Raw genomic sequence first — 25,125 nt, 5'->3', positions numbered from 1 at the left:
GACGCATCCCGTGGGACGGCTACCGCCCCGCTGCCACACCGACATGCGGGGGCCGCCCCTGCGGCGGCTGATGGCGAAGGTCAGACGGTAGACGTCGAGCTGGATCGCCAAGGCGTCATCCGGTGACCGGGCTGCGGGTGACCTCACCGACGGGCCACGCACACGAAGGACTTGTCGGAGATGGCGTTCAGACTGCGACGGGCAACAAGTGGCGCCGATCGGCTGCCGCCAAGCGGCGGACGGTGAGCAGGGCCTGCCCGGCCGAGTCCCTGCGGCGTCGGCGGCTCCCGGTACGTGGTGAAGTCACTGGCATGGCTTGGCCGTCCTGCACGGCCTACGGCCGTGAGGTGGGCGTCTCAGAAACGGAAACCGTGGCCCAGTTCCGGGCGGCCGAGGCCGAAGTAGTGGTGGAAGTTGGAGATCAGCGGGCTGTACTCAACCAGAAGAGGATCCCCCGCTGCGAGGAGCATTATTACCATGACCCCGAACTGGGTTGAGCTGATCCACAATCCTGAGGAGTTCAGCTGTCTCTACCCCGATCCTCCGCCGCTTCGAGCCGTCACTCTCCGGTCCGTGCACCTGAATCGCCATGGGCCCGCTCTGACCCTGCGCATCGATCTGCCGGAGTTCCCACAGGATCCCCCGGCGGAATGGCGGAGAGCCGGGTTCGACCGGTTCCAGTGCCAGTTGCAGTTCATAGCCGTGGACCACGTGGAGATCGCGGGCTGGAGACCGCCCGTCACCGCCGATCTGCGGTTCGGCGGATGCGGAGTGCACCGCATCCGCGTGACAGCGGACTCACCGGACGTCCGTCTCACCTTCGAAGCCGCCGACGCCGTGGTCATCGGCCACATGAGCGCCTACGCGGCGGGCGAGAGCGGGGCTGACGAAGGGCCTCATCGGTTCGTCGGGAAACTCGACTCCCGCAAGTTCAACAGCCTTCCGGATCTCGGCGAAAAGACATTCTATGAGCACATCTGACTGGGCCGAACTGCTCGACGAGCCCTGGAGCGCGCAAGAAACATTCAGCGCTCCGCCGGAACTCGACGATTGCACTCTCGACTCGTGCCACATCGATGAGCGGGCCACGAGCGTCACTCTCGGTTTCGATGCCCGGCGGATCCCGGACGGCTCCGGTCCGGGGTCCGCCGAATCGCAGACGAACGCTCTGGAGTTCTTCGTCACCTTCACATCGGTCACCGGCCTTCGTGTCAGGGGCTGGGGAGGCACTGCCGGTGGATCGGTGAGGATGTCCCGCTCGGAGAGCGGCGGCATCGAGGTGACCGTCGACGCTTCCGCGGGGCGGATCTCCTTCCATGCCCGGGCCGCACTGCTGTCCCGCGCCAGGGCCTACCGCGCCTCGGACGCCGAATAGCAGCGGCCTACGGCCGCGAGGTGGCCGTCTCGGAACGGAATCCGTGGCCCAGTTCCGGGCGGCCGAGGCCGAAGTAGTGGCGGAAGTTGTAGATCAGCGGGCTCCAGGCCGCGGGGGCGATGTGCTGGGTACCGGGCACGACCACGGAGGCGGAGGCGTGGATCCGGACGACGTCGCACTCCACGATCCGGAACCCGCCGTCGGGGCCCGCCGGAGTGATGGAGCGCACCGTGGCCTCGAACTGCAGCGGGCACTCGGCGACGCGCGGCGGCGCCACCACCTCCGAGGGCTGAGGGTGCAGCCCGCAGGCGGCGAACTTGTCCGGCTCGTAGCGGTACACCCCGCGTTTGGCCGCGGGCACCGGGTTCGCCCCGGTCAGTGGGGCGAGTCGCTCCACCGCCGCCCACAGATCCGGCGAGGGGGCGTTGACCACCAGCTCGGGGCGGTCCGCCAGGTTCGCGACCGTGCGTCCCTCCGCACCCAGGCCGAGCACGATCGTGTGACCGAGTGCCCAGACGGACGAGTTGGGGGCGAGATTGGGTGTGCCATCGGGGTTCTCGGTGGTCAACAGGGCGACAGGGGTTCCGAAATACAGAATGCTCGGGGATATGGAAAGGTGGTCGGTGCCGGTGGCGCCGGCAACCGTCGGAAACGCGGTGCTGTTCATGTCGTAGCACGCTAGGACGGCGAGACTTCGGTGATCGCCGAAGCGTCGACCGGCGAGAATGACCGTCATGAGCCGGCCCTTGTCCCCGCCCATGCCAGCAGGCGGCGTCACCAGTCCCGACCTCGCCTCCCTGGCCGGGCTGTTCGCCGACCGCACGCGCGCTGCGATGTGCCTGGCCATGCTGGACGGACGTGCCTGGACCGCGACAGAACTGGCCCGGCACGCCGCCCCATCGTCACCACGACGACCGCGGCGTCGAGCATGTGGGGCCCGCTGGTCCCGGAACTGACGGCCGCTCTGCCGGCCGGGCACAAGGTCGTCGACCGCAGCAGCGTGAACGCCTGGGACGACGGCCGTGTCCGCGAGGCGATCGAGGCGACCGGCCGGTCCAAGCTCGTCATCGCGGGCATCTCCCTGGAGGTCTGCGCCACCTTCCCCGCGCTCGCCGCGACCGCCGCCGGCTACGACAGCTACGTCGCCGTCGACGCCTGCGGCACCTTCTGGGCCACCAAGCGCGAGACCGGAATGCTCCGGCTGCAACAGGCGGGCGTGGTCCTCAGCGACTACTCGGCACTGATGGTCGAGATCCTCGCCGACAACGCGGACCCGATCGCCGGCGAGGTCTACGGCGCGCTCGACATGCCGTTCGCCACCCTCGTCGGACAACTGGCGGCGGCCCTCGGCCCCGGCCGCCACTGACCGGCGGCGGCCTCGGCGGCGCTCGACGAGCCGGGCGCCGCCGGCAGCCCCCGGCGAAGGGCGGGTCCGCTGCCGATGTGCCGGGCGTCGCCCCGCGGACGTGACCGGCCCGGGTCCGGGTCGAGGTGAGCGAGTCCGTCGCGATCCGTCCCATGAAGAAGCCCGTGATCACGAGGGAAGCTGCCCGCATGGGATCTCGAACTGCCGGCATCTGGTGGGGAACAACGATCGAAGCGCCGGACCCGAGCGGCTTGGCGAAGTTCTACGCCGAACTCCTCGGGCGGCACATCGGGCACGAGGAGCCGGGAACGGCCATCGTCGCCGCTTCCCCGCAAGGACCGTTCTTCGTCTTCCAGCAGGCCGACGGCTACCGGGCGCCCGTGTGGCCGCCGGCCGAGGGGGAACAACGGCCGATGGTGCACTTCGACTTCCAGGTCGGCGATCTGGACTCGGCGGTCGCGGAGGCGGTCGCCCTGGGGGCCACCGTGGCGGAGTTCCAGCCGAGGGGGAAGGTCCGGACGCTCTTCGACCCGGCCGGTCACCCCTTCTGCCTGTGCCTCGACGAGGGATGACCGGCCGCGACCGGCCGGCCCCCGGCGCCGGCACGCGGCTGTGCGAGCAGCGCGCCGGCAGACGCCGCCGGGTCGGCCGGCGGGGGACCGGTCAGCAGGTGGGGACGCCCGGGAGCCAGGAGTCCGCGACGTCGATGTAGATGTTGGAGACGTAGCCGCCGTAGTCGGGCAGGTAGGACCAGGCGTCGTTGCTGTAGCCGTCGGTCTGCACCAGCTGGCCGCGCACCTGGCAGCGGACCCGTACCGTCGTCGGGCCGGTGAGCGCCGTGACGCGGGTGGACGCGGTGGTGGCCGACTGGCGGATGCCGACGTCCGTCCCCCAGGTCGGGAAGGACTTGGTGGTGGTGCCGTCGCCGGTCCACAGGTAGGTGACGGTCACCCAGCCGTTGTCGTTCAGGCCGACGTTGTAGAAGGTGCCGTCCGCAAGGTCGATGCCGGCGGGGTTGAGGACCCGGCGGCCGAAGCCGTCGAGGCCGTCGTTGTAGCCGTCCTCGTAGGCCGCCTGGGCCTCGGGCATCCCCTGGGGCAGGTCCTTGAACGTCTCCCGTACCGCGGGCGGGTTCCAGTGGTCGTCGCGGGTGTTCCACGGGCCGACGTCCCACACCGGTGCCGTCTCGCAGCGGGCGGGCCCGCAGACCCGTACCGAGTACTCGCCGCTGCCCTTGGGGGACAGGCCGCGCCGCGAGGGCAGGGCGACGAAGTGGTCGTTCGGCTTGATCACATGTCCGTTGGCGGTGGTGCCGCCGACCAGGCCCTCGCGGGTGGCGTAGACGCGGGCGGTGAACGGTTCGGCCGAGGCCGGGCGGGGAGCGGCTACGGTCACGCTGTCGGCGGTGAGCCGCAGAGAGCTCACCGCGGGGCCGGACCGGTTCGCGCCGCCCTGGAGGACCAGCCGTGCCTGGACCTCCGTGACCGTGCGGGGGAGTTGGGCCGGTACGCCGGCGAGGGCCTCGCGCCACTCGGTCCAGGGACCGTTGCGGTCGCGGCCGCGGATGTCGACCTCCACCGCTGCCCCCGGCGGAAGCTCGGCCCGGACGTCGGCGGCGACGCGGTTGGCGCCGGTCGCGAGGCGGTGCACCGGCAGTACGGCGGAGCCCTGGCCGCGCCCCGTGCCGGCCGAGGCGGACGGGAGCGTGGTGTCGCGGATGCGCAGCGCGCCGTTCGCGTGGCGGACGTTGGCGTCGTCGCTGCCGGCTTCGGAGCCGGCGGCCAGGTCCACGCTCCAGGAGACTCTGATGTCCGGGGCCGGGGTCGTGCCCTCGGTCGTCGGCGGGGCGGCCGGGGCGGACCGGTGGGCGGCGGGGGACTCGGCCGAGGCGCCCGGCGGATCGGCGGCGGCGGCGCCCGTGCCCAGTGCCGCCGCGGTCAGTGCCAGCAGTGGCAGCATGCAGACCACCGGCCGGCGCCGTGCCGCACCGCCGCCGTTCATGCCGCTCGTTCGTCTCCAGCGCATGGTCTCGTTCCCCTTCGTCGATTCGTGTCCGGTCGCGCTCCGTCGGGAGTCGCGTCGACTTGTCACATCTGTGTCTTCGGCACGTTCGGGGCGTGGGCGAGCCGGCGGCCCGCGTCTTCGGCCGTCAGGGTGAGGCCGTCAGGGTGACGGGCGTGATTGTCAGGTGCAAGACATTCGATCCTGAGCGAACGGTGGCCGGGCGTCATTGTCATGGACAGGGCATCCCGTTACGTTCCGGGGTCTCGCAACGTCCGCGGCTCGACGTGACCCCGCAGAGCCGCCTCCCCCACCAAGGAGCAATCGTGAGGTTCCTCAGACGCCTTCCCGCCGTGGTCGCCGCCGCCGTCCTCGCGCTCACCGGGCTGTCCGCCGTCCCGGCGCACGCCGGCGAGTCCGCCGCGGCGGCGGCCGGGCCCAACTTCAAGGCCCCCTATCCCTGCGGCCAGCGATGGACCTACAGCCACCACTCCGCCGAGGTCCGCCGTGCCCTCGACTTCGTGCGCGCCGACGGCGGAACGACCGCCGGCACCCCCGTCCTCGCCTCGGCCGCCGGGACCGCCACCCGCCACTACCAGGCCGGCGGCGCGGGCAACTACATCGTCATCGACCACGGCGGCGGCTGGAGGACGTACTACTTCCACCTCGCCGCCTACTCCGTCGCGAGCGGCGAATACGTGGGCCAGGGCCGGCAGATCGGCACCACCGGAAGCACCGGCAACTCCTCCGGCGCGCACATCCATTACGAGCAGCTCTACAACGGCGTCGGCCAGAACATCGTCATCAACGGCTCCGGACTCTCCTACCCCGGCAGCTACCACCAGGCGTATCTGACCAGCGACAACGGCTGCGGCGGCACCGGCACGCCGTTCAACACCTGGGGCAGCGGCGTCAACGTCCGCGCCGACGCCCGCCTGAGCGCCCCCGTCGTCACCACGCTGGGCGGGCCGACCGCCGTGCGCGTCCTGTGCCAGAAGCAGGGCGACACCGTCAACGCCGAGGGGTATACGAACAACTGGTGGAGCAAGCTCCGCGACCAGAACGGTTTCATCAGCAACATCTACATCGACCACCCGGACGCCAGGCTTCCCGGCGTGCCGCTCTGCTGACCCTCCGTCACCCCCCTTCCGTGCGGCGCGCGGGAACCCGCCGAGGAAGGGCTCCGGTCACGGAGCCCTTCCGTCGTTCCGGCATGGCTGCGCCGATCACGCGACGCGCATAGACTCCCGCTCGGCGGCGCACGGGACGCCGGCGACCACCGGGGGTGGGCCAGTGCTGCGAGTCGACTTCAGCAGTGGGGAGCTGTCCCGGCTGCGCGTCGCGCCGGGCGTCGACCCGCTGTGGGAGACCGCCCTCAGCCTGCATCTGCTCCAGAACCGGCAGGCCGCGCTCGCCTTCGACCCCTGGCGGCGCGAGGCCCGTGCCGCGCTGGCCCGTGCCGGACTCGTCCCGGCGACCCGGGCGCTGATGAGGCTGTGCCCGCCCACCGGATACTTCCCCGACTTCCTGACACCCGGGTGCGGCGACACGGACCTCGACACCGCCCTCGACCAGGTGCTCGCCACGCCCAGGCGACGACTGGCGGCCGAGCTCCTGCGGCTGTACGCCGACACCGGCCGCGCCGTCCCGCCCGGCATGCGGCCGCTCGCCGAGGGGAGGCCCGAAGCGCTGCGGCGGCTCGCCCGGGCACTGCGCGGCTACTACACCGCGGCCGTCGAGCCGTATCTGTCCGTCATGCGCACACAGGCCGCCGCCGACCGCGCCGCGCGGGCCGACGCCGCGCTGGTCCGCGGCGCCGAGGGGCTGCTCGCCGGGTACGACGAGCTACCGGGATGGCGGTGCGAGGGCGGGAAGCTCCGTGCCCCCTACCCCGTGGACCGGGAACTGGGCCTCCAGGGCCGGTCGTTGACGCTCGTGCCGTCGTTCTTCTGCGTCCGCGCCCCGCTGGCCCTGGTCGACGAGGAACTGCCGCCGGTGCTGGTGCATCCCCTCTCGCCCGAGCCGCAGTGGCTCGCCCGATCGCGCCGTACCGACCCCGTGTCGTCGGTCGCGCAGCTTATCGGCGCGTCCCGTGCCCGGCTGCTGCGCCAACTGGACCGTCCGATGACCACCACGGGCATCGCCGCAGCGTTGGGGCTCGCCGCCTCGACCGCGAGCCGCCATGTCTCGGTCCTCCGCGACGCGGGCCTGCTCTCGTCCCGTCGCCAAGGGGTCCGCGTACTGCACCGCAGGACCCGGCTGGGCGACGCCCTGCTGGCGGGCGCACCGCGCTGAGGCGCCCGGGCGGGTGGGGGCGGCGGACCGGGGCAGGCACACGGCACACGGCGGGCGGCGGGGCAGCGGGTGCGGCGGGTGCGGGCCGGCCCGGCCGTCACCCGGCAGCCGGCCCGGCCGCCGACCGGGTGACGGCCCGCACCGCTGGTCGGCGCAGCCGGGGAGTGGGACATTGAAGGGGAAGCCGTGCCCGCCCGACGAGACCCGGGGAGGGCCCATGGGGCGTGATGTCCCGGCGCTCGTCTTCACCCGTGACGACCGCCGCCGGTACCGGGAAAAGATGCAGAGCTGCCTCGACACGTTCGCGTTGATGCTGCGCGAGGCGCGCTTCGAGTCCGAGCGTCCTCAGGTGGGTCTCGAGATCGAGCTCAACCTGGTGGACGAGGCCGGCGAGCCGGCGATGCGCAACACCGACGTCCTCGAGGCGATCGCCGACCCGGCCTGGTCGAGCGAGCTGGGCCGGTTCAACCTGGAGATCAACATCCCCCCGCGGACCCTCACGGCAGGCGGCCCCGACTCCTGGGAGCGGGAGATCCGCGACGCGCTCAACCACGCCGAGGAGCGGGCCGCGGAGGTCGGCGCCCACCTGGCCATGATCGGCATCCTGCCGACGCTGCGGCAGCGGGACGTGGGGGAGGCGGCGCTGTCGGAGAACCCGCGCTACCGGCTGCTGAACGAGCAGGTCTTCGCGGCACGGGGCGAGGACCTGCGGATCGCGGTCGACGGCGTCGACAGGCTGCGCACCTACGCGGACACCATCACACCGGAGGCCGCCTGCACGAGTACGCAGTTCCACCTTCAGGTCTCGCCGGGAGAGTTCGCCGCCTACTGGAACGCCGCGCAGGCCGTCGCCGGGGTGCAGGTCGCGCTGGCGGCGAACTCGCCGTTCCTGTTCGGCAAGGAGCTGTGGCGGGAGACCCGTATCCCGCTGTTCGAGCAGGCCACCGACACCCGCCCGGAGGAGATCAAGGTGCAGGGTGTCCGGCCGCGGGTGTGGTTCGGCGAGCGGTGGATCAACAGCGTCTTCGACCTCTTCGAGGAGAACGTGCGCTACTTCCCCGCGCTGCTGCCTCTGTGCGACGAGGAGGACCCGCGCGCGACGCTCGACGGCGGCGACGTCCCCGAACTGCCCGAGCTCACCCTGCACAACGGCACCATCTACCGCTGGAACCGTCCGATCTACGCCGTGGCCCACGGCAAGCCTCATCTGCGCGTCGAGAACCGGGTCCTGCCGGCCGGTCCCACCGTCGCCGACATCCTCGCCAACGGAGCGTTCTACTACGGGCTGACCCGCGCGCTGGTCGACGAGGAGCGGCCCGTGTGGTCGCGCATGTCGTTCCAGGCGGCGGAGGACAATCTGCACGCGGCGGCCCGGCACGGCATCGACGCCCGCCTGTACTGGCCGGGGATGGGCGAGGTCCCCGCGGCCGAGCTGGTGCTGAGGCGGCTGCTCCCCATGGCGCACCGGGGGCTGGAGCTGTCCGGCATGGACGCGGCGTGGCGGGAGCCGCTGCTCGGCATCATCGAACAGCGCTGTGTCACCGGCCGTAACGGCGCCGTGTGGCAGGCGGAGATGTACCACCACATCGATTCCACGTCCCGGGTCGACCACCATGAGGCGTTGCGGCTGATGACGCGGCAGTACATCGACTACATGCATCTGAACGCGCCGGTCCACACCTGGCCCGTGGAATGAGAGACGGTTGAAACGGCTGTTGTGAAACGGCAGTCATCGGATGAGTCCGCCGCACCACTCTTCTCCCGCCGGGCTCACCCCGCTACCATCGTCCGCATTGGGAGCGCTCCCACCTCCGTATACCACTCGTACCGCCGCCCTCGGCGGTCCTGCTCGGAGAGGACGTTTCCGTGCGCAGAAGCGCCAGACCACTAGCTGCCTTACTGGCGGCGTTCGCCCTGACGGCCGGGCTGTTCACCGCAGGCAGCCCGGCCGCGGCACGCTCGGGCGAAGCCGCCCCCGCCGCCGAACCATCCGATGTGTCGACGGCCGCGGACACCTACACCTGGAAGAACGTGCGCATCGACGGCGGCGGCTTCGTGCCGGGCATCGTCTTCAACCGCTCGGAGAAGGACCTCGCGTACGCCCGCACCGACATCGGCGGCGCCTACCGCTGGAACGAGGCGGGCAAGGAGTGGACCCCGCTGCTCGACTGGATCGACTGGGACCGATGGGGCTGGACCGGGGTCGTGAGCCTCGCCTCCGACACGGTGGACCCGGACAAGGTGTACGCCGCCGTAGGCACGTACACCAACAGCTGGGACCCCACCAACGGCGCCGTCCTGCGCTCCTTCGACCGGGGCGCCAGCTGGCAGGCCACCACCCTGCCCTTCAAGCTCGGCGGCAACATGCCCGGCCGCGGCATGGGCGAGCGGCTCGCGGTGGACCCCAACAAGAACTCGGTGCTCTACCTCGGCGCCCCCAGCGGCCACGGGCTCTGGCGGTCCACCGACTCGGGGGTGACCTGGTCGAAGGTGACCGCCTTCCCCAACCCCGGCAACTACGCCCAGGACCCGACCGACACCAGCGGCTACGCGAACGACAACCAGGGCGTCGTGTGGGTGACGTTCGACGAGCGCTCCGGCAGCGCGGGCAGCGCCACACAGGACATCTACGTCGGAGTCGCCGACAAGGAGAACACCGTCTACCGCTCGACGGACGGCGGTGCCACCTGGTCGCGGCTCGCCGGACAGCCGACGGGCTATCTGGCCCACAAGGGCGTCCTCGACTCCGCGACCGGTCATCTCCATCTGACCCTGAGCGACACCGGCGGCCCGTACGACGGGGCCAAGGGCCGTATCGCGCGCTACGACACGGCGACCGGCGAGTGGAAGGACACCAGCCCGACCGCCGAGGCCGACACCTACTCCGGCTTCAGCGGGCTGAGCGTGGACCGGCAGCGGCCCGGCACCCTGATGGCCACGGCCTACAGCTCCTGGTGGCCGGACACGCAGATCTTCCGCTCCACGGACAGCGGCGAGACCTGGACCAGGGCCTGGGACTACACCAGTTACCCGAACCGCTCCTTCCGCTACACGCAGGACGTCTCGTCCGTGCCCTGGCTCTCCTGGGGCGCCAACCCGTCCCCGCCCGAGGTCACGCCCAAGCTGGGCTGGATGACGGAGGCGCTGGAGATCGACCCGTTCGACTCGGACCGGATGATGTACGGCACGGGAGCCACCATCTACGGCACCGAGAATCTGCGGACCTGGGACTCCGGCGGCCGGATCACCATCACGCCCATGGTGAAGGGGCTCGAGGAGACGGCCGTCAACGACCTGGTGAGCCCGCCGTCGGGCGCGCCGCTGCTGAGCGCCCTCGGTGACATCGGCGGCTTCCGGCACACCGACCTCGACGCCGTGCCGCCTCTGATGTTCACCTCGCCGAACCTCTCGTCGACCACGAGTCTGGACTTCGCGGAGGCGGCGCCCGCGACGGTCGTACGGGTCGGCAACGCCGACGCCGCCCCGCACATCGGCTTCTCCACGGACAACGGGGCCACCTGGTTCCAGGCCTCGCAGCCTTCGGGCGTGACGGGCGGAGGCACGGTCGCCGCCGCCGCGGACGGCAGCGGTTTCGTCTGGAGCCCGGACGGCACCGGCGTGCACCACACCACCGGGTACGGCAGCTCGTGGAAGGCGTCCACGGGGATCCCCGCCGGCGCGACGGTGGAGTCGGACCGCGAGAACCCGAAGAAGTTCTACGGGTACAAGGCCGGCACCTTCTACGTGTCGCAGGACGGCGGAGCCACGTTCACCGCCAGGGCGTCGAGCGGTCTGCCGCACGAGGGCAACGTCCGTTTCAAGGCCGTGCCCGGCGCGGAGGGTGACGTGTGGCTCGCGGGCGGCACGGCCTCAGGGACGTACGGACTGTGGCACTCGACCGACTCGGGTGCGACCTTCCGGAGGATCGAGGGGGTCGAGCAGGCGGACGCCGTGGGCTTCGGCAAGGCGGCTCCCGGCGCCTCGTACCAGACGATCTTCGTCAGCGCGAAGATCGGCGGGGTGCGCGGCATCTTCCGGTCCACGAACGGCGGCGCCGACTGGACGCGGATCAACGACGACGCGCACCAGTGGGGCTGGACCGGCGCCTCGATCACCGGCGACCCGCGGGTCTACGGGCGGGTGTACGTGTCGACCAACGGGCGCGGCATCCAGTACGGCGAGTCGTCGGACGGTGGCGGCACCGATCCCGGTCCGGGTCCCGACCCGGACCCGCCGGGGGACGCGGGGTGCTCGGTCGCTTACAAGATCACCAACCAGTGGTCCGGTGGCTTCCAGGCCGATGTGACGCTGACCAATACGGGCAGCGCCGCCCTGGACGGCTGGCAGCTGCGCTGGAGCTTCCCCGACGGGCAGAAGGTCGGCCAGATGTGGAACGCCGCCCACCGGCAGAGCGGTGCAGAGGTGACGGCCGAGAACGTCTCCTGGAACGGAAAGGTGGCCGTCGGCGCGTCGGTGTCCTTCGGATTCACCGGCAGCTGGTCGGGCCGCAACACCGCACCGGCCGCCTTCGCCTCGGGCGGTGAGACCTGCACCACACGGGGCTGAGGGGTGAGGCCCGGGTCCTGGCCGGCGGGCGTGCCGCCCAGGACCCGTGGCCGATCGGCCCCCTCTGGAGGGCGCGTTCGGCGCGTGATGTCCGGTATGGCTTGTTTTACCGTCTTGTTTGTTAAGTCTAATTGGGTCTTAATATTGCGAGTTGGCGCCCTTGGGACGCTTTGGCGGTCCCGGTGGTTGTACAGGGAGTCCGTGATGTCGGTCACCTGCCCGGCAGCCGGGGAGAGAGGGCCGGAAGGGGTACTTCCCTTTCCCGGGAAGGGCTTTGAGTTTCTTGACGCGGAACCGACAATTGAAAAGCCGTGCACGGAAGCCTCATTCGGATTGTGATGTGGAATTCGGCACTTGTTTCGCGAGGACGCTCTCGTTTACGGTCACCGTCAATCCGGGTGGACCGCCGAATCCTGCCGCCGTCCGGAATCCGCAACCGCACTCACTTCACGTACGGCAGGAGCGGGGGAACCAGGTAAGTCGCCGAACCGGAATCCGGAACGGCTCGGGGTTAAGTCGCATTCACCTGCGGCCGGGCATCTCCAGCCCGAACCCGACAGCTCACCTCGCAGGCGACGGAGAGGAATTGGCCATGCCCGCAAAGGGTAAGCACCGTCGTCCCAAGTCCCGTTCACTGACCCGCGGATTCGTCGCAGCCGGCACGGGCGGCGCCGCGCTCGCCCTGCCGCTCCTGGGCGGCACCGCTGCTCAGGCGGCACCCGCCGCGGCCCCCGTCGCGGCGGAGCGGACCGTGGCCACCGCCACGACCGTCGCCGCGGCCGCGCAGGCCGTCGCGCAGAAGGCCGGCACCGTCACGTATTCCGTGGTCGCCGGTGACTCGCTTTACAAGATCGCCGAAGACCATTCCCTGAACGGCGGCTGGAAGCAGCTCTACAAGGACAACCGGAAGGCCGTCGGAGCGGACCCGGCGCTGATTCACCCCGGTCTCGAGCTGACGATCGGCGCCAAGGCCAAGGCCGAGGCCGAGCCCAAGGCGAAGCCGCAGGCCAAGGCGAAGGCCGCCCCGAAGGCCGCGGAAGAGGCCGAGGCGTCCGAGAAGGCCGAGCGCGCCGCCGACACCGCCCGCGCGGACCGCTCCGAGCGCAAGGCCGCTCCGGCGGCCCAGGCCGCCGCGGCCCCCGCGAAGCCGGCCTACGCGAACAACCTCGACGGCTGGATCCGCGAGTCGCTGGACATCATGGGCCGGCACGGCATCCCGGGAAGCTACGAAGGCATCCACCGCAACATCATGCGTGAGTCCTCCGGCAACCCGCTGGCCATCAACAACTGGGACATCAACGCCATCAACGGCACGCCCTCCAAGGGCCTGCTCCAGGTCATCCAGCCCACCTTCGACGCCTACCACGTCGAGGGCACGTCCTTCGACCTGTTCGACCCGGTCGCCAACATCACCGCCGCGTGCAACTACGCCGCCGACCGGTACGGCTCGATCGACAACGTGAACGGCCCCTACTGACGGGACCCGCGCGGCGACCGATGAGCCGCCTCCACCTGACGGGCCGGTGCCCGGAACGCCCCACGGCGTTCCGGGCACCGGCCCGTGGCCGTGTCCGGACTTCGCCCGTGCATGCTCGCGCGAGGCCCGCATGTGGCCGCGCGAGGCCCGCAGCGGGTGCTCTGCCCGAGGGCGCACGAGCTCCGTCCGTGGCCCGCCCGGCACCCTGGAACCGCGGTCACGGCCGCTAGGAGGCGGCTCCAGCGGCTCTCGAGCGGCTCCCGAGGTGCCGTGTGCCATCGTGGAGGCGACGGCTCCGGCGGACGATGGCGCGTTGATGTGCCGCGCCGATGCCGACGGGATGCGGTGCGAACACACCGCCGACGGGCCGAGTGCAACGGCCGTGCGGCCGAAAGGCGCAGGTCACAGGCGTTCGGGAAGCGCGCGGGACGCGCCGGGCGACCCGGCACGCGCGCCCGGCGGCGCCAGGCAACTCCCTGCCGTGCAGCTTCCTGGCCTGGCTGAATACGGACAGCCGGCCCCTCCCGGTGATTACCTCTTGTCAGGCGCCGGACGGAAGCAACGGACCGGCCGCCACAGGACACCGGAACGGAACGTACGCCGCACCCGTACTCACGAATGGAGACACTCCATGTCCCGTGCCACCCGTTGTACCGCCGCCGCATCCGCCGTCGCCGCCGCGTTCCTGGGCGGCATCCTGCTGGCCTCCCCGGCGCAGGCGGCCGAGGCGCCGCGGACGGCGCCGGCCTCCGCGGACGACTTCGTCTGGCCGACGCCGCCGGACCTGCCGGACGACGTGGTGTGGCCCTCCCTGCCTTCGCTTCCCGGCCTCCCCGGGCGGCCGGGCGCGCCCGACGACTTCGTCTGGCCGTAACCGCACCGGAGCCGACGATGACGACAGCGATGACGACAACGACGAGGAACCCCGGTTCCGCGAGGACCGTCGCGGGCACCGTGCCGGCGGCCCGCGGGGACCGGCGTCAGATCCACTCCCGCCGGGTGGCCTGCACGCCGGCCTCGAACCGGCTGGACGCCCCGAGCCGGTCCATCAGTTCGGCCACGATGCGCCGCTCGGTGCGCACACCGATGCCCAGCGCCCTCGCCACGGCCTCGTCGGTGAGTCCGGTGGCGAGCAGCTGGAGCAACTTGCGCTCCTGCGGGGTCAGTCCGCCGGCCCGGCAGACCGGGGCGTCCATGGGGCTCGCGTGCTCCCAGTACGCCTCGAACAGTGCCCGCATGGCGAGGACCACCGGGGGACTGCTGAACAGCAGTGCCGAGGGCTGTGCCTGGCCCGGGAGGCCGGCGACGATCGCGGCCGAGGTGTCGACGATGAGCAGCCGCATCGGCAGGGTCGGCGAGGTCCGTATCTCGCTCTGCCGCTCCGCCATCCACTGGGCGTGCGCCTTGGTGACACGGTCGTTGGCGACACTGTCCAGATAGATGGAACGGAAGCGCACACCTCGTGCGAGCGCCCGCTCGTTGAGGGGCCGGCCCGCCTCGACCGATCCCTCGGTGAGGGTGTTGTCGGGGTGGAACGCGAGAGACTCCCGCGTGCAGGACTCGGCGAGGGCCTCCAAGCGGATCCGGATGTCGTCGACGTTGTCGAGATACTCCGTGCCGTCGAGGTTCCCGGCCCAGCCGGAGGCGGTGTATTCGGCGGCGAGCGCGGCGAGGGCGGCACGGTTCTGCTCGATCCGCTGCTGGCGCCAGGCCAGTTCACGTTCTTCCCGCTGGAGCAGGACCTTCAGGCCGAGCGACGGATTCACCGCCCGCAGTTGGCCGGGAGCGACCTGGGACGGCGCGAGGAGAGAGAGCTGGGACAACCGGTCGAGTGCCGCCTCGACTTCCTCGGATGTGCTGTCCACCAGGTTTGCGAGCCGTTTCGGGTCGTATTCCTTGTGGAACAGGATCGCGCGGTAGACCGCGAGGGTCTCTTGATCCAATGACGAAACCTCATCCACGTGGTGTTTCCCCCTTGACCACGGTTGAACGTTTATTCATCCACGTGTTCAGGGCCCCTCGGAACGCCCTTCGGCCGGCCCGCACACACCCGCCGACAGTGAGTTCCTTTCACCCTCTCCACGCTTTCCGCACGTTACCCGCTGATCGATCTTCTTGACAGGGCGGCAGGAATCAGGACCGTCCCAAGTCTGTCGCGAACTCCCGAAGGAGCCGGCCGTGTCCATCGCAGCGTCCTACGCGCCCGTGCCGCTCGACGGCTGCGTCGTCCTGGTCGTCGACGCCACCACGGGCATCGGCAGGGCCATCACCGCACGGCTCTGCGCCGCGGGTGCGGCGGTCGCCGTGGTCGGGGCCGGGCATCCGGGGCGCGGTGACGACGCGGCCACCAACGCCGCCTTCCTCTGCAAGGAGCTCGCCGGCATCGGACACGTGGCACTGCCCTACCAGGTGGACGCCGAGGACACCGACGCGGTTGCCGACCTGCCCGGCCAGATCTCCGCGGACATCGGGCCCGTCAGCGCCTCGATCGTCGTCGTCCCGCGGTGCGGCGCGTCCGACCGGCTCGTCGCGACCTTCCACGCCGTGTCGGCGGCCGTCGCCCGGGCCCTGCCCGAGGGCGCAGCGCACATCGAGGTCGACCCGGGCCCTCGAGCCGCCACGTCCGCCGCCCGGCGTGACGACGAGCCGGCCCGTTCTGCGGTCGAACGGCTCGTCGCGGCCCTGACCCGCACCCCGGACCGCCGACGGTCCGCCTGATCATCCATCACATCGTCACGGGGGTAGGACATGTCCATTCGCGTCGTCGTCGCCGGCGATCACCAGCTCGTCCTGGAAGCGTTCGCGGAAACGCTCAACGGCACCGACGGGCTGGACGTCGTCGGACTCGCCACCAGTTATGAGGCCGTCATGCCCGCCGTCGAACGGCACCGGCCCACCGTGCTGCTCCTGGGGGAGAGCACCATGGGCGGCAAGGCTCTGCGGGCCGCCACCGATGTGCGCTCCGCGCACCCGTGGTGCGGGGTCGCCCTGATGGTCGGCGCGGCCACACCCGCGGTGGTGGACCGGGCCGTGGCGGCCGGCGCCCTGGGGGTCGTGCCGAAGAACGCGCGGCTGCCCCAACTGGTGACCACGCTCATGGGGGTCGCGGGCGGGTGCCTGACGGTGGACCCCGCGCTGCTGCGCCCCGCCGTCGCCGGGGAAACCGCGCTCAGCGTCCGGGAGATGGACGTCCTGCGGCTGACCGCCGGGGGCGCCAGCGTGAAGGAGATAGCGGGGGAGCTGTATCTCGCCGCCGGCACCGTACGCAATCTGACCTCCGCGGCCATCAAGAAGCTCGGCGGCCGCAACCGGTTCGATGCCGCGCGCATCGCGAGCGAACACGGCTGGCTGTGAAGGCGGAACGGTACGGGGCAGGGCGGTACGGGGCCGGACGCGCGCCGGCCCCGGCACAGAGGGTGCCGGGGCGGGGCGTCTTCGGACAGTGCGTCGATGTGGTGCGGATGCTGCTACTTCTCCAGGCAGAACTCGTTGATCGGGTAGCCCACATGACGGTCAGCCGTCGGCAGGTGGCCCAGGATCGTGTCCCCCGGCTTCAGTTCCGTGCTGTTGAGGACGGAGGCGCCGGGGCCCAGGACGCGTACGTGCCAGTCGTCCTGGAGGATCAGGTTGACGCTCTGTCCGTTGGGGGCGACCGCGTCGATGGAGATCAGCGGACGGGTCTCGATCTTGACCCGGCCGACGCTGACCGGCCGGGTGCGGCCCTTGACGTCCACGGCCAGGACCGAGCTGCCGGCGTGCAGCTCGCTCAGATAGTGGGTGCGGCCGTTCTGCGCCACGGTGTAGGAGTGCAGGGCGCCCGCGTTGACCCGGAAGGGCCGCGTGGGCATGTACGGCAGCGGATGGGTCTCGCTCACGCACAGCACCATGCCCTTGGAGTGCGAGCCCACCAGAATGCCCTCGTCCTTGCGGAAGTGGGTGGTCGTGTCGACGCAGGCGCGCTCGCCCATGCCGATGTGGGTCGCCGCGGTCACGGTCAGCTCGACCAGCGGGATCTCACCGGTGCGGGAGGTCGCGGCCGTACGCAGCGCGGTCGCGTCGCCGACCGTGCGGCCCGGCATCAGCACACCGTCCGAGCCCAGTTCGAGGACGCCGTAGACGATCTCGGCCTCCTCCCGGTTGGCCGCGGTCGTGACGATCGACCCCGGCGAGCCGGTGGCGGCCGCGATCACGATCTCCAGCGGGATCTTCGTGGGGTCGCGGAAGTCGAGGACGCTCCATGCCTCCAGGCGGGCGGCCAGGCAGGCGTCCTCGAGGGTGTCGGCGTCGACGATCTCGACGTAGCGGCCGAACTCCACGTCCGGGTGCGCCTCGGCGAGCGGGGCACGCAGGTCCTTGCCGCCGGGCACGATCACCAGGTCGGCGCCGCCGATGTCGTCCGGCACGTTCCCGTCCGGGTACAGCAGGATCTTGCGGACGGTCGGCGGCAGACCGGTGAAGGCGGCGGGATCGGCGGCGACGATGCCGTCGATGCGCTGGTGGACCGCCTCCTCCAGGATGGCGGCGGTGGCGGAGCCGGCGTCGCGGATGTCAAGCCAGCACAGTTTGGCGTCCGTCATGATGCGGACCTCCTGTCGAAACGTCGAGACGTGAGTCGTCGAGGCGTGGATTGTCGAGGTGCGTGTCGTCCAGGTGGTGCGGGGTGAGGCGTTCGCCGTCGAGCCGTGCGTCGCCGTCGGCGAACGGGCCCGTACCGAAGTGCTGTTCCGGGAAGTGGTGGACCAGCCGGGCGACCTTCGCCGCCAGCCGCCGCGGGTCGGCGGCCTGGAAGATGTTGCGGCCCATCGCGACTCCGCCCGCGCCGCCGGCCAGCGCGTCGCGTACGTACGCGAGCACGTCCTCCTCCTTGTCGAGGGCGGGGCCCCCGGCGACGAGGACCGGGACGGGACAGGCCGCGGTGAGGTCGAGCATCTCCGCGGTCGACCCCAGGAACACGGTCTTGACCAGGTCGGCCCCCAGGTCGGCGGCGATCGTCACGGCATGCGCGACCATCTCCGGGTCCCGGGGATCGGTGATCCGCGGCCCGCGCGGGTACACCATGGCGAGCAGCGGCAGGTTCCACCTGTCGCAGGCGTCGGCGATCCGGCCCAGATCGCCGATCTGCTCCCGCTCGTCGTCGGATCCGAGGTTGACGTGGACGCTCACCGCGTCCGCGCCGAGGCGGAGCGCCTCCTCGACCCCGGCCACCACGTACTTGGCGTTCGGGTCGAGCGCCCGGCTGGTGCTCGCGTTCAGATGGATGATCAGCGACATGGCGGCGAACCGCTCCGGAGAGATGTGCCGCACACTGCCCTTGTGCACGACGACGGCGTCCGAACCGCCGGCCGCCAGCCGGCCGGCGAGATGGTCGAGCGTCGTGCCCTTGGGCACCACGGGACCGTCACTGATCGAATGGTCGAGAGGGGTGATCATCAGGCCGGCCGTGCTGTGGCGGTAGAGCCGCCGCAGCCGCAGCGACCGGGCGAAGTGGCCGTATGAGGTCATGTGACGCCCTTTCTGCTTCGCGGGATTGCGTGATCGGGCAAGGACCCCGCGCCGCCTGAGCGGACGGGATCGGCCCGCGCGGTGGCTTCGCGCGGGGGGCTCGTGCCGGGCACCGCGCCGCGCCGGTGGGCGTGCACGGGCGTCCGGATGTCGTGCGCCGGGCGGGGCGCCGGCCCCGGGGCGGCGGGCGGACGGGTCTCGTCCGGTGGTGCCGTGACCGACCGCAGATAGGTGCGGTCGGGCTTTCCCGAGGGCGTGAGCGGGAGCCGGGGCCACACGGACACCCGGACCGGCGCGTGCTCCGGCGTGAGCGTCGCGGCGACGTACGCCCGCAGGTCGCTCGAGGTCCGTGCGGCGCCGGAGTGCAGTTCGACGGCGGCGTGCACCTGCTCCACGTAGTCCCGGTCGCGTACGCCGAAGACCGTGGCCTGGCGTACCTGCGGATGCTTCAGCAGCGCTCGTTCGATGGCGGCCGGATCCAGCTTGAGACCGCCGTGCTTGATGACGTCCCCGACACGGCCGTCGAGACGGAGGTAGCCGTACCGGTCCCAGTGCCCGAGGTCGCCGGTCAGCAGCCAGCCGTCCTTGAGCGCCGTGCCGGTGAGCTCCTCGTCGTCGAGGTAACCGGCCGTGACCGTGGGCGAGTTCACCCAGATCTCGCCCGTGACACCGCGCTCCACCACCGGGCCGCCGCCCGGTGCGCGTATCTCCACGCGCACCCAGGGGAAGGGACGGCCGACGGAACCGAGCAGCTCCGGTTCACGGTGGTCCAGCGGGTTGAGGCTGCTGATGCCGCCGGCCTCCGTGGTGCCGTACACCTGGATCAGTGCGTCGCCGAAGAGCTCCACCGCCCGCGCCACACGGGCCGGCGCCGCCGGTGTGCCGCTGTAGGTGATGCGGCGCAGCGACGACAGGTCGGTCGTCGCGACGTCCGGATGGTCGAGCAGCCGGTACAGGTGCGGGACGGCCAGATAGACGTCCGTCACCCGCTGCTCGGCGAAGGCGCGCAGCACGGCGTCGGCGTCGAACCCGTCGTGCAGCACCACCGTCCCGCCGCCGATCAGGACGGCGTCGGCCATCGGCGCCGTCGTATGGCTGATGGGCGTGACCGACAGCAGCGTCGCGGGTCCCCGGGGATCGAGGCCATGTGCGAGGCGGCTGACGAGCTCGTCCCGGGTGCCGAAGCGCTGCGCCACCATCTTGGGGCGGCCGGAGCTGCCGCTGGTGAAGTCGATGACCGCCAGGGCGTCCGGCCGGCCCTCCCGCAGCCGGTCGAGCGGCACGGCGTGCGCGGGGGCGCCCCGCGGGATCGGCAGTACGGTCAGCCCCGGCAGGCGGTTGGACAGCCAGCGCCCCCGCTCGGCGCTCTCCTCGTCCACCAGCAGGAGCGGTACGCCGAGGTCGCGCAGCAGCTCGGTCTGTGTGCTGATCGAGAACGTCTCGGTGTCCGTTCTCGGGTTCATGGACCGTACGTAGACGGAGGTCGCGCCCAGGAGATGGACGGCGTACCGGGCGCTGAGCATCAGCGGATGGTTCGGTCCGGTCAGGACGGCGACGGTGTCGCCCGTTCCGACACCGTGGTCGTACAGCAGGGTCGTCGTGCCGAGGATCGAGTCGGTCAGTTCGCCCGCCGCGACGGTCCCGTCGCGCCGGTGGACGACCGCCCGGGCGGGATCCTTGCCGAGTGCGTCGAGAATACGACGGACGTAGGGCACGGATCGGGTGGTGGTCATGTTCCTCCTTCCTTTCCCGTCGGAATTGCCTGAAGAATCAAGCGGATCGGCTTGCGGGAGAAGTCACACGATCTTCATCTGCGCCATCATTCCCATGGCGCTGTGGTCGATCATGTGGCAGTGGTACGGATAGACACCCCGGTGGGTGTCGAAGGTCATCTGCAATTTGACGGTCTGCCCCGGAAAAAGGAGCACCGTGTCCTTCAGTCCCGCCTCCGCCGGATAGACCGGCTGTCCGTCCCTTTCGAGAATGCGGAACTGGACCAGATGCGTATGGAAGTTGTGCGGCACGGTGACGCTGGCGTTGGTGACGGTCCAGACCTCCGTGGTGCCCCACTTGATCTCGGTATCGATGCGGTTCGCGTCGAAGGTCTTCCCGTTGATGTACGCCTGGTGGCCGCCGCTGCCCGGCTCGTCCATCTGCAGCTCGAAGGTCCTCTCCACCGTGGGCTTCCGCAGTGCCGGCAGGGTCGTCAGCACGTCCGGGACCCGGCTGTCGTCGGGGGTCTTCTCGCCCACGTCGAAGCGCATGATCCGGCCGACGAGGTCGGCGGGCCCGGGCCCCAGCATGTTGGCGAGCTCCAGCTGCGTGCCCGGCGCGTACTTGGAGAAGTCGATGACGAAGTCGGCCCGCTCACCGGGGGACAGGACCAGGACGGGAGTGGGCGCGGGCGCCGGGAGCAGTCCGCCGTCGGCGCCGATCTGCGTCACCTGGCTGCCGTCGGACAGCGCCAGGATGAAGATGCGCAGGTTGGACGAGTTGAGCATCCGGAAGCGGTACTTGCGTCCCTCGACCTTCATGTACGGCCACGGCCGGCCGTTGACGAGGATCGTGGTCCGGTTCTCCGCGTCGTCCATCGTGTACACCATCCGGCCCGACGCGTCGAAGTGCGCGTCCCGCAGGACCAGCGGCACCTCGTAGCGCCCCGACGGAAGGCCGAGCGCGTCCTCCTCCTCGTCGCCGAGCAGGTACAGGCCCGACAGGCCGCGGTAGACGTGCTCCGACTCCATGTGGTGGGCGTGGTCATGGGTCCACAGCGTCGCGCCCGGCTGCCTGTTGGCGTACACGTACGTCTTGGAACGGCCCGGCGCGATCGTGTCCATCATGCCGCCGTCGCTCTCCACGGGGTTGTTCGCGCCGTGCAGGTGCACCGAGGTGGGCATGTCGAGCAGGTTGATCTGTCTGACGACCGCGGTGCGCCCGGAGCGCGCCCGGATGGTGGGCCCGGGGAAGGAGCCGTTGTAGGTGAGGACCTCGGTGCGCTGCCCGGGAAGGATCTCGAGCGAGGTCCGGCTCATGGCCACCGCGTAGTGGTCGGCGGACCTCGTCCTGCGATAGGGGCGCAGCACCTTCGGCACGGGCAGCGGCACCGTGAACGGCGTGACCGCCGGCCCGGCCGACGCGCCGGTGCCCGCCGGGGCGGCGTTCGCCGGTCCCCCCGCGGCCAGGGTCTGGAAGAGCCCGCCCGCCGCGCCGACGGCGCCGAAGGCGCCCGCGGTGAGCCCGAGCCGTATTGCATGACGACGAGTGAGCACGAGGTGATCCCTTACTGAAGTGGCCGTGATGTGCGGTGAATTCGTGTTCCGAGCATGCGCGTGGAAGTGGCGAACTCCGAGCGAACGCCTTCGCCCGCTGGCATGTGTCACCCGTTCCATGACCTCGGTCACCGGAACGGAACGCGGAAATTCCGCCGGTGCGGCGCGAATTCGGTGCGGTATCGCGCGGCTTTCACAGTGGAGGCGATGACGGGTGTCACGACGGACACCGGTCCATGTCACGGGAATTGCGCGCGGCCGCCGGATCCGCACGGCCTGGGACCGAGAGTGATGACCGACGTCTGTCCTCATCACGCGAAGCGGAGACCACCATGCAGACGAATTCACATCAGGAGACCGGGGAGGCGCCGTCGCCGCCCCGGGCCGCGCCCGTGTTCCGTCACGACGTCCACGTCGCCTTCGACGGCGAGTCGGCGACCCTGACGAGCCCGGTCACCGCCTTCACCCTGCGGCCGGTGCGCGGCGGCATCCGCCGTGCGCTGCGGCGTCTGAGCCAGGGGCCGACACCCGTGCACGAACTGCTCGAAGGACTGCGGCCCGCGGAACGTGTTCAGGTGGAGCGGTTCCTCGACCGCGTCGGCCACCTCGTCGCCCGCAGCGTCCTCACCCACGGCGGCCCCGGCGGGCGCCGGGAACTGATCAGACTCGAACCGACCGCCCGGGACGCCGAGTACCGGGTGGGGGAGGTGGACGCCGGACTGCCGGTACGGCTCTCCCGGTTCGCGTTCCTGCGCTCACGGGAGGGCGCCTTGGTGCTCGAGTCACCCCTGGTGAAGTTCCGGGCCGTCCTGGCCGACCCGGCCGCCCGGGAGATCGCGGCCGCGCTCGGGGAGCCGGTCACCGCCGGGAGCCTGGCGAAGACGGGCGGCCTCTGCGAGGACGAGACGACGGACGTGCTCCGCCACCTGGTGGGCGCCGGCTTCGCCGAACAGGCGGACGCGGACGGCACCTTCGCCTCCGACACGGAACCGACGCTGCGGCAGTGGGACTTCCACGACCTGCTGTTCCACTCCCGCGTCCGCTCCGGCCGCTATGACGACGTGTTCGGCGCCGTCTACCCCTACCGGGACGAGATCGACCCGCAGCCCGCGGTGAAGCCGGCACCGGGCGGCCCCACCGTGGAGCTCCACCGGCCGGCACGCGAGGACATCGCGGACCGTGACCCGTCACTGACGGCCGCCATCGAGACCCGCCGCTCCATCCGCTCCTACGGCGAACGCCCGCTGACCGCCAGGCAGCTCGGAGAGTTCCTCTACCGCGTGGCACGGGTACGCGCCCACTACACGCCGGAGCAGGGCAGCGGCCGCGACGAGGTGGTCTCGCGTCCCTACCCGAGCGGCGGCCAGGGCTACGAGCTGGAGCTGTACGTCACCGTGCGGCGCTGTGCGGGCCTCGATGCGGGCATCTACTACTACGACCCGGTCGCGCACCGCCTCGTCCTCGTCAACGACGGGGCCGCGGACCGCGAGTCGTTGTTCCATGTCGCGTCCAGGGCCACCGGCATGGAGGCCCGGCCGGACGTACTGATCACCATGACGGCGCGCTTCCAGCGCATGTCGTGGAAGTACCGGGCCATCGCCTACGCGACGATCCTCCGGCACACCGGTGTGCTCTACCAGACCATGTACCTGGTGGCGACGGCGATGGGCCTCGCCCCGTGCGGGCTGGGCAACGGCGACGCCGACATGTCCGCCCGGGTGCTCGGCCTCGACTACCTGCGTGAGTCGTCCGTGGGCGACTTCCTGCTCGGCAGCCGCAGCCCGGACGACACCGTGGCCGGCGAGCCGGAGGAAGGCTGGCACATGCTCAACGATCCCGAATGGTCGCTGCAGACGGACACATGAGCCGGCCGTGACCTGCGAAAGCGCCGCTTTTCCCGCCCCTTCCGGGCAAGGAGAAGCGGCACTTTTGCATTCCGGTGGCTCCGGTTCCGCCATGACCGCAGTTATTCGCGCGGTGATAAATGTCAGCGCGGGCACGGAAACTCTGGCTTCCGTGTGGCCGGCTGAGCATTATTGGTTGTGCAGCCGGACGGGTTGCGCAGAAGAATTCGGAAAGGAATTCAAAATGAGCATCAACGACATCAAGAACGACGACGCGGACAAGGCCTTCGAGAGCTTCGACGTCGACGAGCTCGAGACCCTCGAGGTCGCGCAGGGTGTGGCCCTCCCCGAGATGGGCGCGTCCAGCGGCTCGATCGGCACCTCGTCCTCCTCGTCCTCCACCTGCTCCGCCTGCTGAGTACCCCTCAACCGAATCCCGAAAGGATCCAGACAATGAGCATCGACGACATCAAGAACAACGGCGACGACGCGGCGAAGGCCTTCGAGAGCTTCGACGTCGACGAGCTGGAGACCCTCGAGGTCGCGCAGGGTGTGGCCCTCCCCGAGATGGGCGCGTCCAGCGGCTCGATCGGCACCTCGTCGTCCTCGTCCTCGACCTGCTCCGCCTGCTGATCCGAGGTACCTGATCGGACGTTCCAAAGGATGCGCCCATCCAGCCGGGAGCTGGATGGGTACATCCTTTTGTGCGTCGAGGACGGGCGCCGATCGTGCGTCGAGGACGGGCGCCGAGGCCGGATCTCAGCCGCGCACCGCCACATGGAACGAGGACAGCCACAGCACCACCGCGGCCCCCGCCCCGACCACGACGCGCACCGTCTCGTCGGTCGAGCCGGCCACGGCGACCACGACGCCGACGGCCGCGACGACCGTCAGCGAGGCCGCCGTCCACCTGTACTGCCACTGGTCGAAGAGACGCGCGAGCGGAAAGAAGTGCAGGCCCACCACGAGGCAGATCCCCGGCGGGATCAGCTCGGCGTGGCCGGTCGCGTTCGACGCGGCGATCACCGCGAAAATGGCCACCACCTCGAGGGCGTTGACCAGGCCCACCCCGCGGTTCCACTTCTCGGGCAGTCGCACCGTGCGGCGGGCCGGCCCCGCCGCCCCGCGGAACGCCAGGAACACGGCCACGGCGGTCAGTACGGCGCCCATCGCCCCGACAGTGACGGAAACAGGCATCGCGGCGATGCCGGAACCGGCCGCAAAAGCCCACACCAGGGCAAAGACCGCGAGAACTATGGCCCCGCGGCGGCGCAGATTCTGCGTGAGTGTCAGGCACTCCGTGTCCGTAGTCATGGCCGGAGGGTACAGCGATCTCCGCGCCCGCCTGACGGGTTTCGGCCACCGCTGGACCGTCACGCCGACGGCGCGTGTGTCACGAAAGCGGTGACGTATGTAAGCGCCCGCCCGCA

Annotated in this window: 23 protein-coding genes, 1 pseudogene and 1 riboswitch; of the genes and pseudogenes, 16 read left to right on the top strand and 8 right to left on the bottom strand. The window is 70.9% G+C overall.

Going from position 1 to position 25,125, the window contains the following annotated elements:
* The first annotated feature begins 477 nt into the window (after positions 1 to 477).
* Together ACIPJI_RS25570 and ACIPJI_RS25565 are read left to right on the top strand one after the other, a co-directional pair.
* Entirely contained in the window at positions 478 to 981 is a 504-nt protein-coding gene (locus tag ACIPJI_RS25570) for an Imm50 family immunity protein (RefSeq protein ID WP_356622604.1), read from the top strand.
* The gene (locus ACIPJI_RS25565) at positions 968 to 1,375 is read left to right on the top strand and encodes an Imm50 family immunity protein (protein ID WP_402249057.1); all 408 of its coding nucleotides are present in this window, start codon (positions 968 to 970) and stop codon (positions 1,373 to 1,375) included. Before ACIPJI_RS25570 ends, ACIPJI_RS25565 begins: the two co-directional genes overlap by 14 nt.
* Positions 1,376 to 1,382: 7 nt before the next feature.
* Here ACIPJI_RS25565 and ACIPJI_RS25560 read toward each other — a convergent pair whose 3' ends face one another.
* Positions 1,383 to 2,042, bottom strand: coding sequence for a flavin reductase family protein (locus tag ACIPJI_RS25560; protein ID WP_402249055.1), 660 nt, complete (start codon positions 2,040 to 2,042; stop codon positions 1,383 to 1,385).
* Between the two features lie 91 nt (positions 2,043 to 2,133).
* Here ACIPJI_RS25560 and ACIPJI_RS25555 point away from each other — a divergent pair.
* From ACIPJI_RS25555 to ACIPJI_RS25545, 3 genes and pseudogenes are all read left to right on the top strand, one after another.
* Positions 2,134 to 2,268, top strand: a pseudogene (locus tag ACIPJI_RS25555) (transcriptional regulator); the annotation flags it as partial.
* Positions 2,269 to 2,303: 35 nt separating this feature from the next.
* A complete protein-coding gene (locus ACIPJI_RS25550) occupies positions 2,304 to 2,741 on the top strand; it encodes an isochorismatase family protein (RefSeq protein WP_402249054.1) in 438 nt (145 codons plus the stop codon).
* A gap of 188 nt (positions 2,742 to 2,929) precedes the next feature.
* A complete protein-coding gene (locus tag ACIPJI_RS25545; protein WP_402249052.1) occupies positions 2,930 to 3,313 on the top strand; it encodes a VOC family protein in 384 nt (127 codons plus the stop codon).
* 91 nt (positions 3,314 to 3,404) lie between these two features.
* Here the strand turns inward: ACIPJI_RS25545 and ACIPJI_RS25540 are convergent, their stop codons facing one another.
* Positions 3,405 to 4,766 (bottom strand): hypothetical protein, encoded by a 1,362-nt coding sequence (locus ACIPJI_RS25540; RefSeq protein ID WP_402249050.1) that lies wholly within the window; start codon positions 4,764 to 4,766, stop codon positions 3,405 to 3,407.
* 302 nt (positions 4,767 to 5,068) lie between these two features.
* On the opposite strand from ACIPJI_RS25540, the gene ACIPJI_RS25535 reads away from it, so the two are divergent.
* The 6 genes from ACIPJI_RS25535 to ACIPJI_RS25510 all read left to right on the top strand — a co-directional run bounded on the left by ACIPJI_RS25535 (position 5,069) and on the right by ACIPJI_RS25510 (position 13,954).
* Entirely contained in the window at positions 5,069 to 5,872 is an 804-nt protein-coding gene (locus tag ACIPJI_RS25535) for a peptidoglycan DD-metalloendopeptidase family protein (protein ID WP_402249048.1), read from the top strand.
* A gap of 163 nt (positions 5,873 to 6,035) precedes the next feature.
* Positions 6,036 to 7,037, top strand: a complete 1,002-nt coding sequence (locus ACIPJI_RS25530; RefSeq protein WP_402249047.1) for an ArsR/SmtB family transcription factor — start codon at positions 6,036 to 6,038, stop codon at positions 7,035 to 7,037.
* A 217-nt stretch (positions 7,038 to 7,254) separates the two neighbouring features.
* Positions 7,255 to 8,733, top strand: coding sequence for a glutamate--cysteine ligase (locus tag ACIPJI_RS25525; RefSeq protein ID WP_307708768.1), 1,479 nt, complete (start codon positions 7,255 to 7,257; stop codon positions 8,731 to 8,733).
* A 170-nt stretch (positions 8,734 to 8,903) separates the two neighbouring features.
* Positions 8,904 to 11,603: a cellulose binding domain-containing protein gene (locus tag ACIPJI_RS25520; RefSeq protein ID WP_402249045.1), complete on the top strand. Its 2,700-nt coding sequence runs from the start codon at positions 8,904 to 8,906 to the stop codon at positions 11,601 to 11,603.
* A 429-nt stretch (positions 11,604 to 12,032) separates the two neighbouring features.
* A riboswitch (cyclic di-AMP (ydaO/yuaA leader) is annotated at positions 12,033 to 12,191 on the top strand.
* A 4-nt stretch (positions 12,192 to 12,195) separates the two neighbouring features.
* Positions 12,196 to 13,080, top strand: a complete 885-nt coding sequence (locus tag ACIPJI_RS25515) for a transglycosylase SLT domain-containing protein (RefSeq protein WP_402249043.1) — start codon at positions 12,196 to 12,198, stop codon at positions 13,078 to 13,080.
* Positions 13,081 to 13,711: 631 nt separating this feature from the next.
* Positions 13,712 to 13,954: a hypothetical protein gene (locus tag ACIPJI_RS25510; protein WP_307708770.1), complete on the top strand. Its 243-nt coding sequence runs from the start codon at positions 13,712 to 13,714 to the stop codon at positions 13,952 to 13,954.
* Positions 13,955 to 14,060: 106 nt separating this feature from the next.
* Here ACIPJI_RS25510 and ACIPJI_RS25505 read toward each other — a convergent pair whose 3' ends face one another.
* Entirely contained in the window at positions 14,061 to 15,023 is a 963-nt protein-coding gene (locus ACIPJI_RS25505) for a helix-turn-helix transcriptional regulator (RefSeq protein WP_356622617.1), read from the bottom strand.
* A 235-nt stretch (positions 15,024 to 15,258) separates the two neighbouring features.
* On the opposite strand from ACIPJI_RS25505, the gene ACIPJI_RS25500 reads away from it, so the two are divergent.
* Positions 15,259 to 15,798: an SDR family NAD(P)-dependent oxidoreductase gene (locus ACIPJI_RS25500; RefSeq protein ID WP_402249040.1), complete on the top strand. Its 540-nt coding sequence runs from the start codon at positions 15,259 to 15,261 to the stop codon at positions 15,796 to 15,798.
* A 30-nt stretch (positions 15,799 to 15,828) separates the two neighbouring features.
* Positions 15,829 to 16,434, top strand: a complete 606-nt coding sequence (locus ACIPJI_RS25495; RefSeq protein WP_005310744.1) for a response regulator transcription factor — start codon at positions 15,829 to 15,831, stop codon at positions 16,432 to 16,434.
* A 113-nt stretch (positions 16,435 to 16,547) separates the two neighbouring features.
* Here ACIPJI_RS25495 and ACIPJI_RS25490 read toward each other — a convergent pair whose 3' ends face one another.
* The 4 genes from ACIPJI_RS25490 to ACIPJI_RS25475 form a co-directional block, all read right to left on the bottom strand.
* Positions 16,548 to 17,657, bottom strand: a complete 1,110-nt coding sequence (locus ACIPJI_RS25490) for a 3-dehydroquinate synthase II (protein WP_356622619.1) — start codon at positions 17,655 to 17,657, stop codon at positions 16,548 to 16,550.
* Positions 17,629 to 18,582, bottom strand: a complete 954-nt coding sequence (locus tag ACIPJI_RS25485; protein ID WP_356622620.1) for a 2-amino-3,7-dideoxy-D-threo-hept-6-ulosonate synthase — start codon at positions 18,580 to 18,582, stop codon at positions 17,629 to 17,631. The genes ACIPJI_RS25490 and ACIPJI_RS25485 overlap by 29 nt, the downstream gene beginning before the upstream one ends.
* Positions 18,579 to 20,315 (bottom strand): class I adenylate-forming enzyme family protein, encoded by a 1,737-nt coding sequence (locus ACIPJI_RS25480; protein ID WP_402249037.1) that lies wholly within the window; start codon positions 20,313 to 20,315, stop codon positions 18,579 to 18,581. The genes ACIPJI_RS25485 and ACIPJI_RS25480 overlap by 4 nt, the downstream gene beginning before the upstream one ends.
* 63 nt (positions 20,316 to 20,378) lie before the next feature.
* Entirely contained in the window at positions 20,379 to 21,851 is a 1,473-nt protein-coding gene (locus ACIPJI_RS25475; protein WP_402249035.1) for a multicopper oxidase family protein, read from the bottom strand.
* A 332-nt stretch (positions 21,852 to 22,183) separates the two neighbouring features.
* Here ACIPJI_RS25475 and ACIPJI_RS25470 point away from each other — a divergent pair, with 332 nt between their 5' ends.
* From ACIPJI_RS25470 to ACIPJI_RS25460, 3 genes are all read left to right on the top strand, one after another.
* Positions 22,184 to 23,716, top strand: coding sequence for a SagB family peptide dehydrogenase (locus ACIPJI_RS25470; protein WP_402249033.1), 1,533 nt, complete (start codon positions 22,184 to 22,186; stop codon positions 23,714 to 23,716).
* 223 nt (positions 23,717 to 23,939) lie between these two features.
* Positions 23,940 to 24,113 (top strand): thiazolylpeptide-type bacteriocin, encoded by a 174-nt coding sequence (locus ACIPJI_RS25465; RefSeq protein ID WP_078535228.1) that lies wholly within the window; start codon positions 23,940 to 23,942, stop codon positions 24,111 to 24,113.
* A gap of 35 nt (positions 24,114 to 24,148) precedes the next feature.
* On the top strand, positions 24,149 to 24,328 hold the full coding sequence (locus ACIPJI_RS25460) for a thiazolylpeptide-type bacteriocin (protein ID WP_005310732.1): 180 nt from the start codon (positions 24,149 to 24,151) through the stop codon (positions 24,326 to 24,328).
* A gap of 126 nt (positions 24,329 to 24,454) precedes the next feature.
* Here ACIPJI_RS25460 and ACIPJI_RS25455 read toward each other — a convergent pair whose 3' ends face one another.
* On the bottom strand, positions 24,455 to 25,009 hold the full coding sequence (locus tag ACIPJI_RS25455; RefSeq protein WP_402249031.1) for a hypothetical protein: 555 nt from the start codon (positions 25,007 to 25,009) through the stop codon (positions 24,455 to 24,457).
* Positions 25,010 to 25,125: the final 116 nt, after the last annotated feature.

Source organism: Streptomyces sp. NPDC086835, from assembly GCF_044745705.1.
In the GTDB taxonomy this organism is placed as follows: domain Bacteria; phylum Actinomycetota; class Actinomycetes; order Streptomycetales; family Streptomycetaceae; genus Streptomyces.
This window is presented reverse-complemented; position numbering and strand designations above follow the sequence as displayed.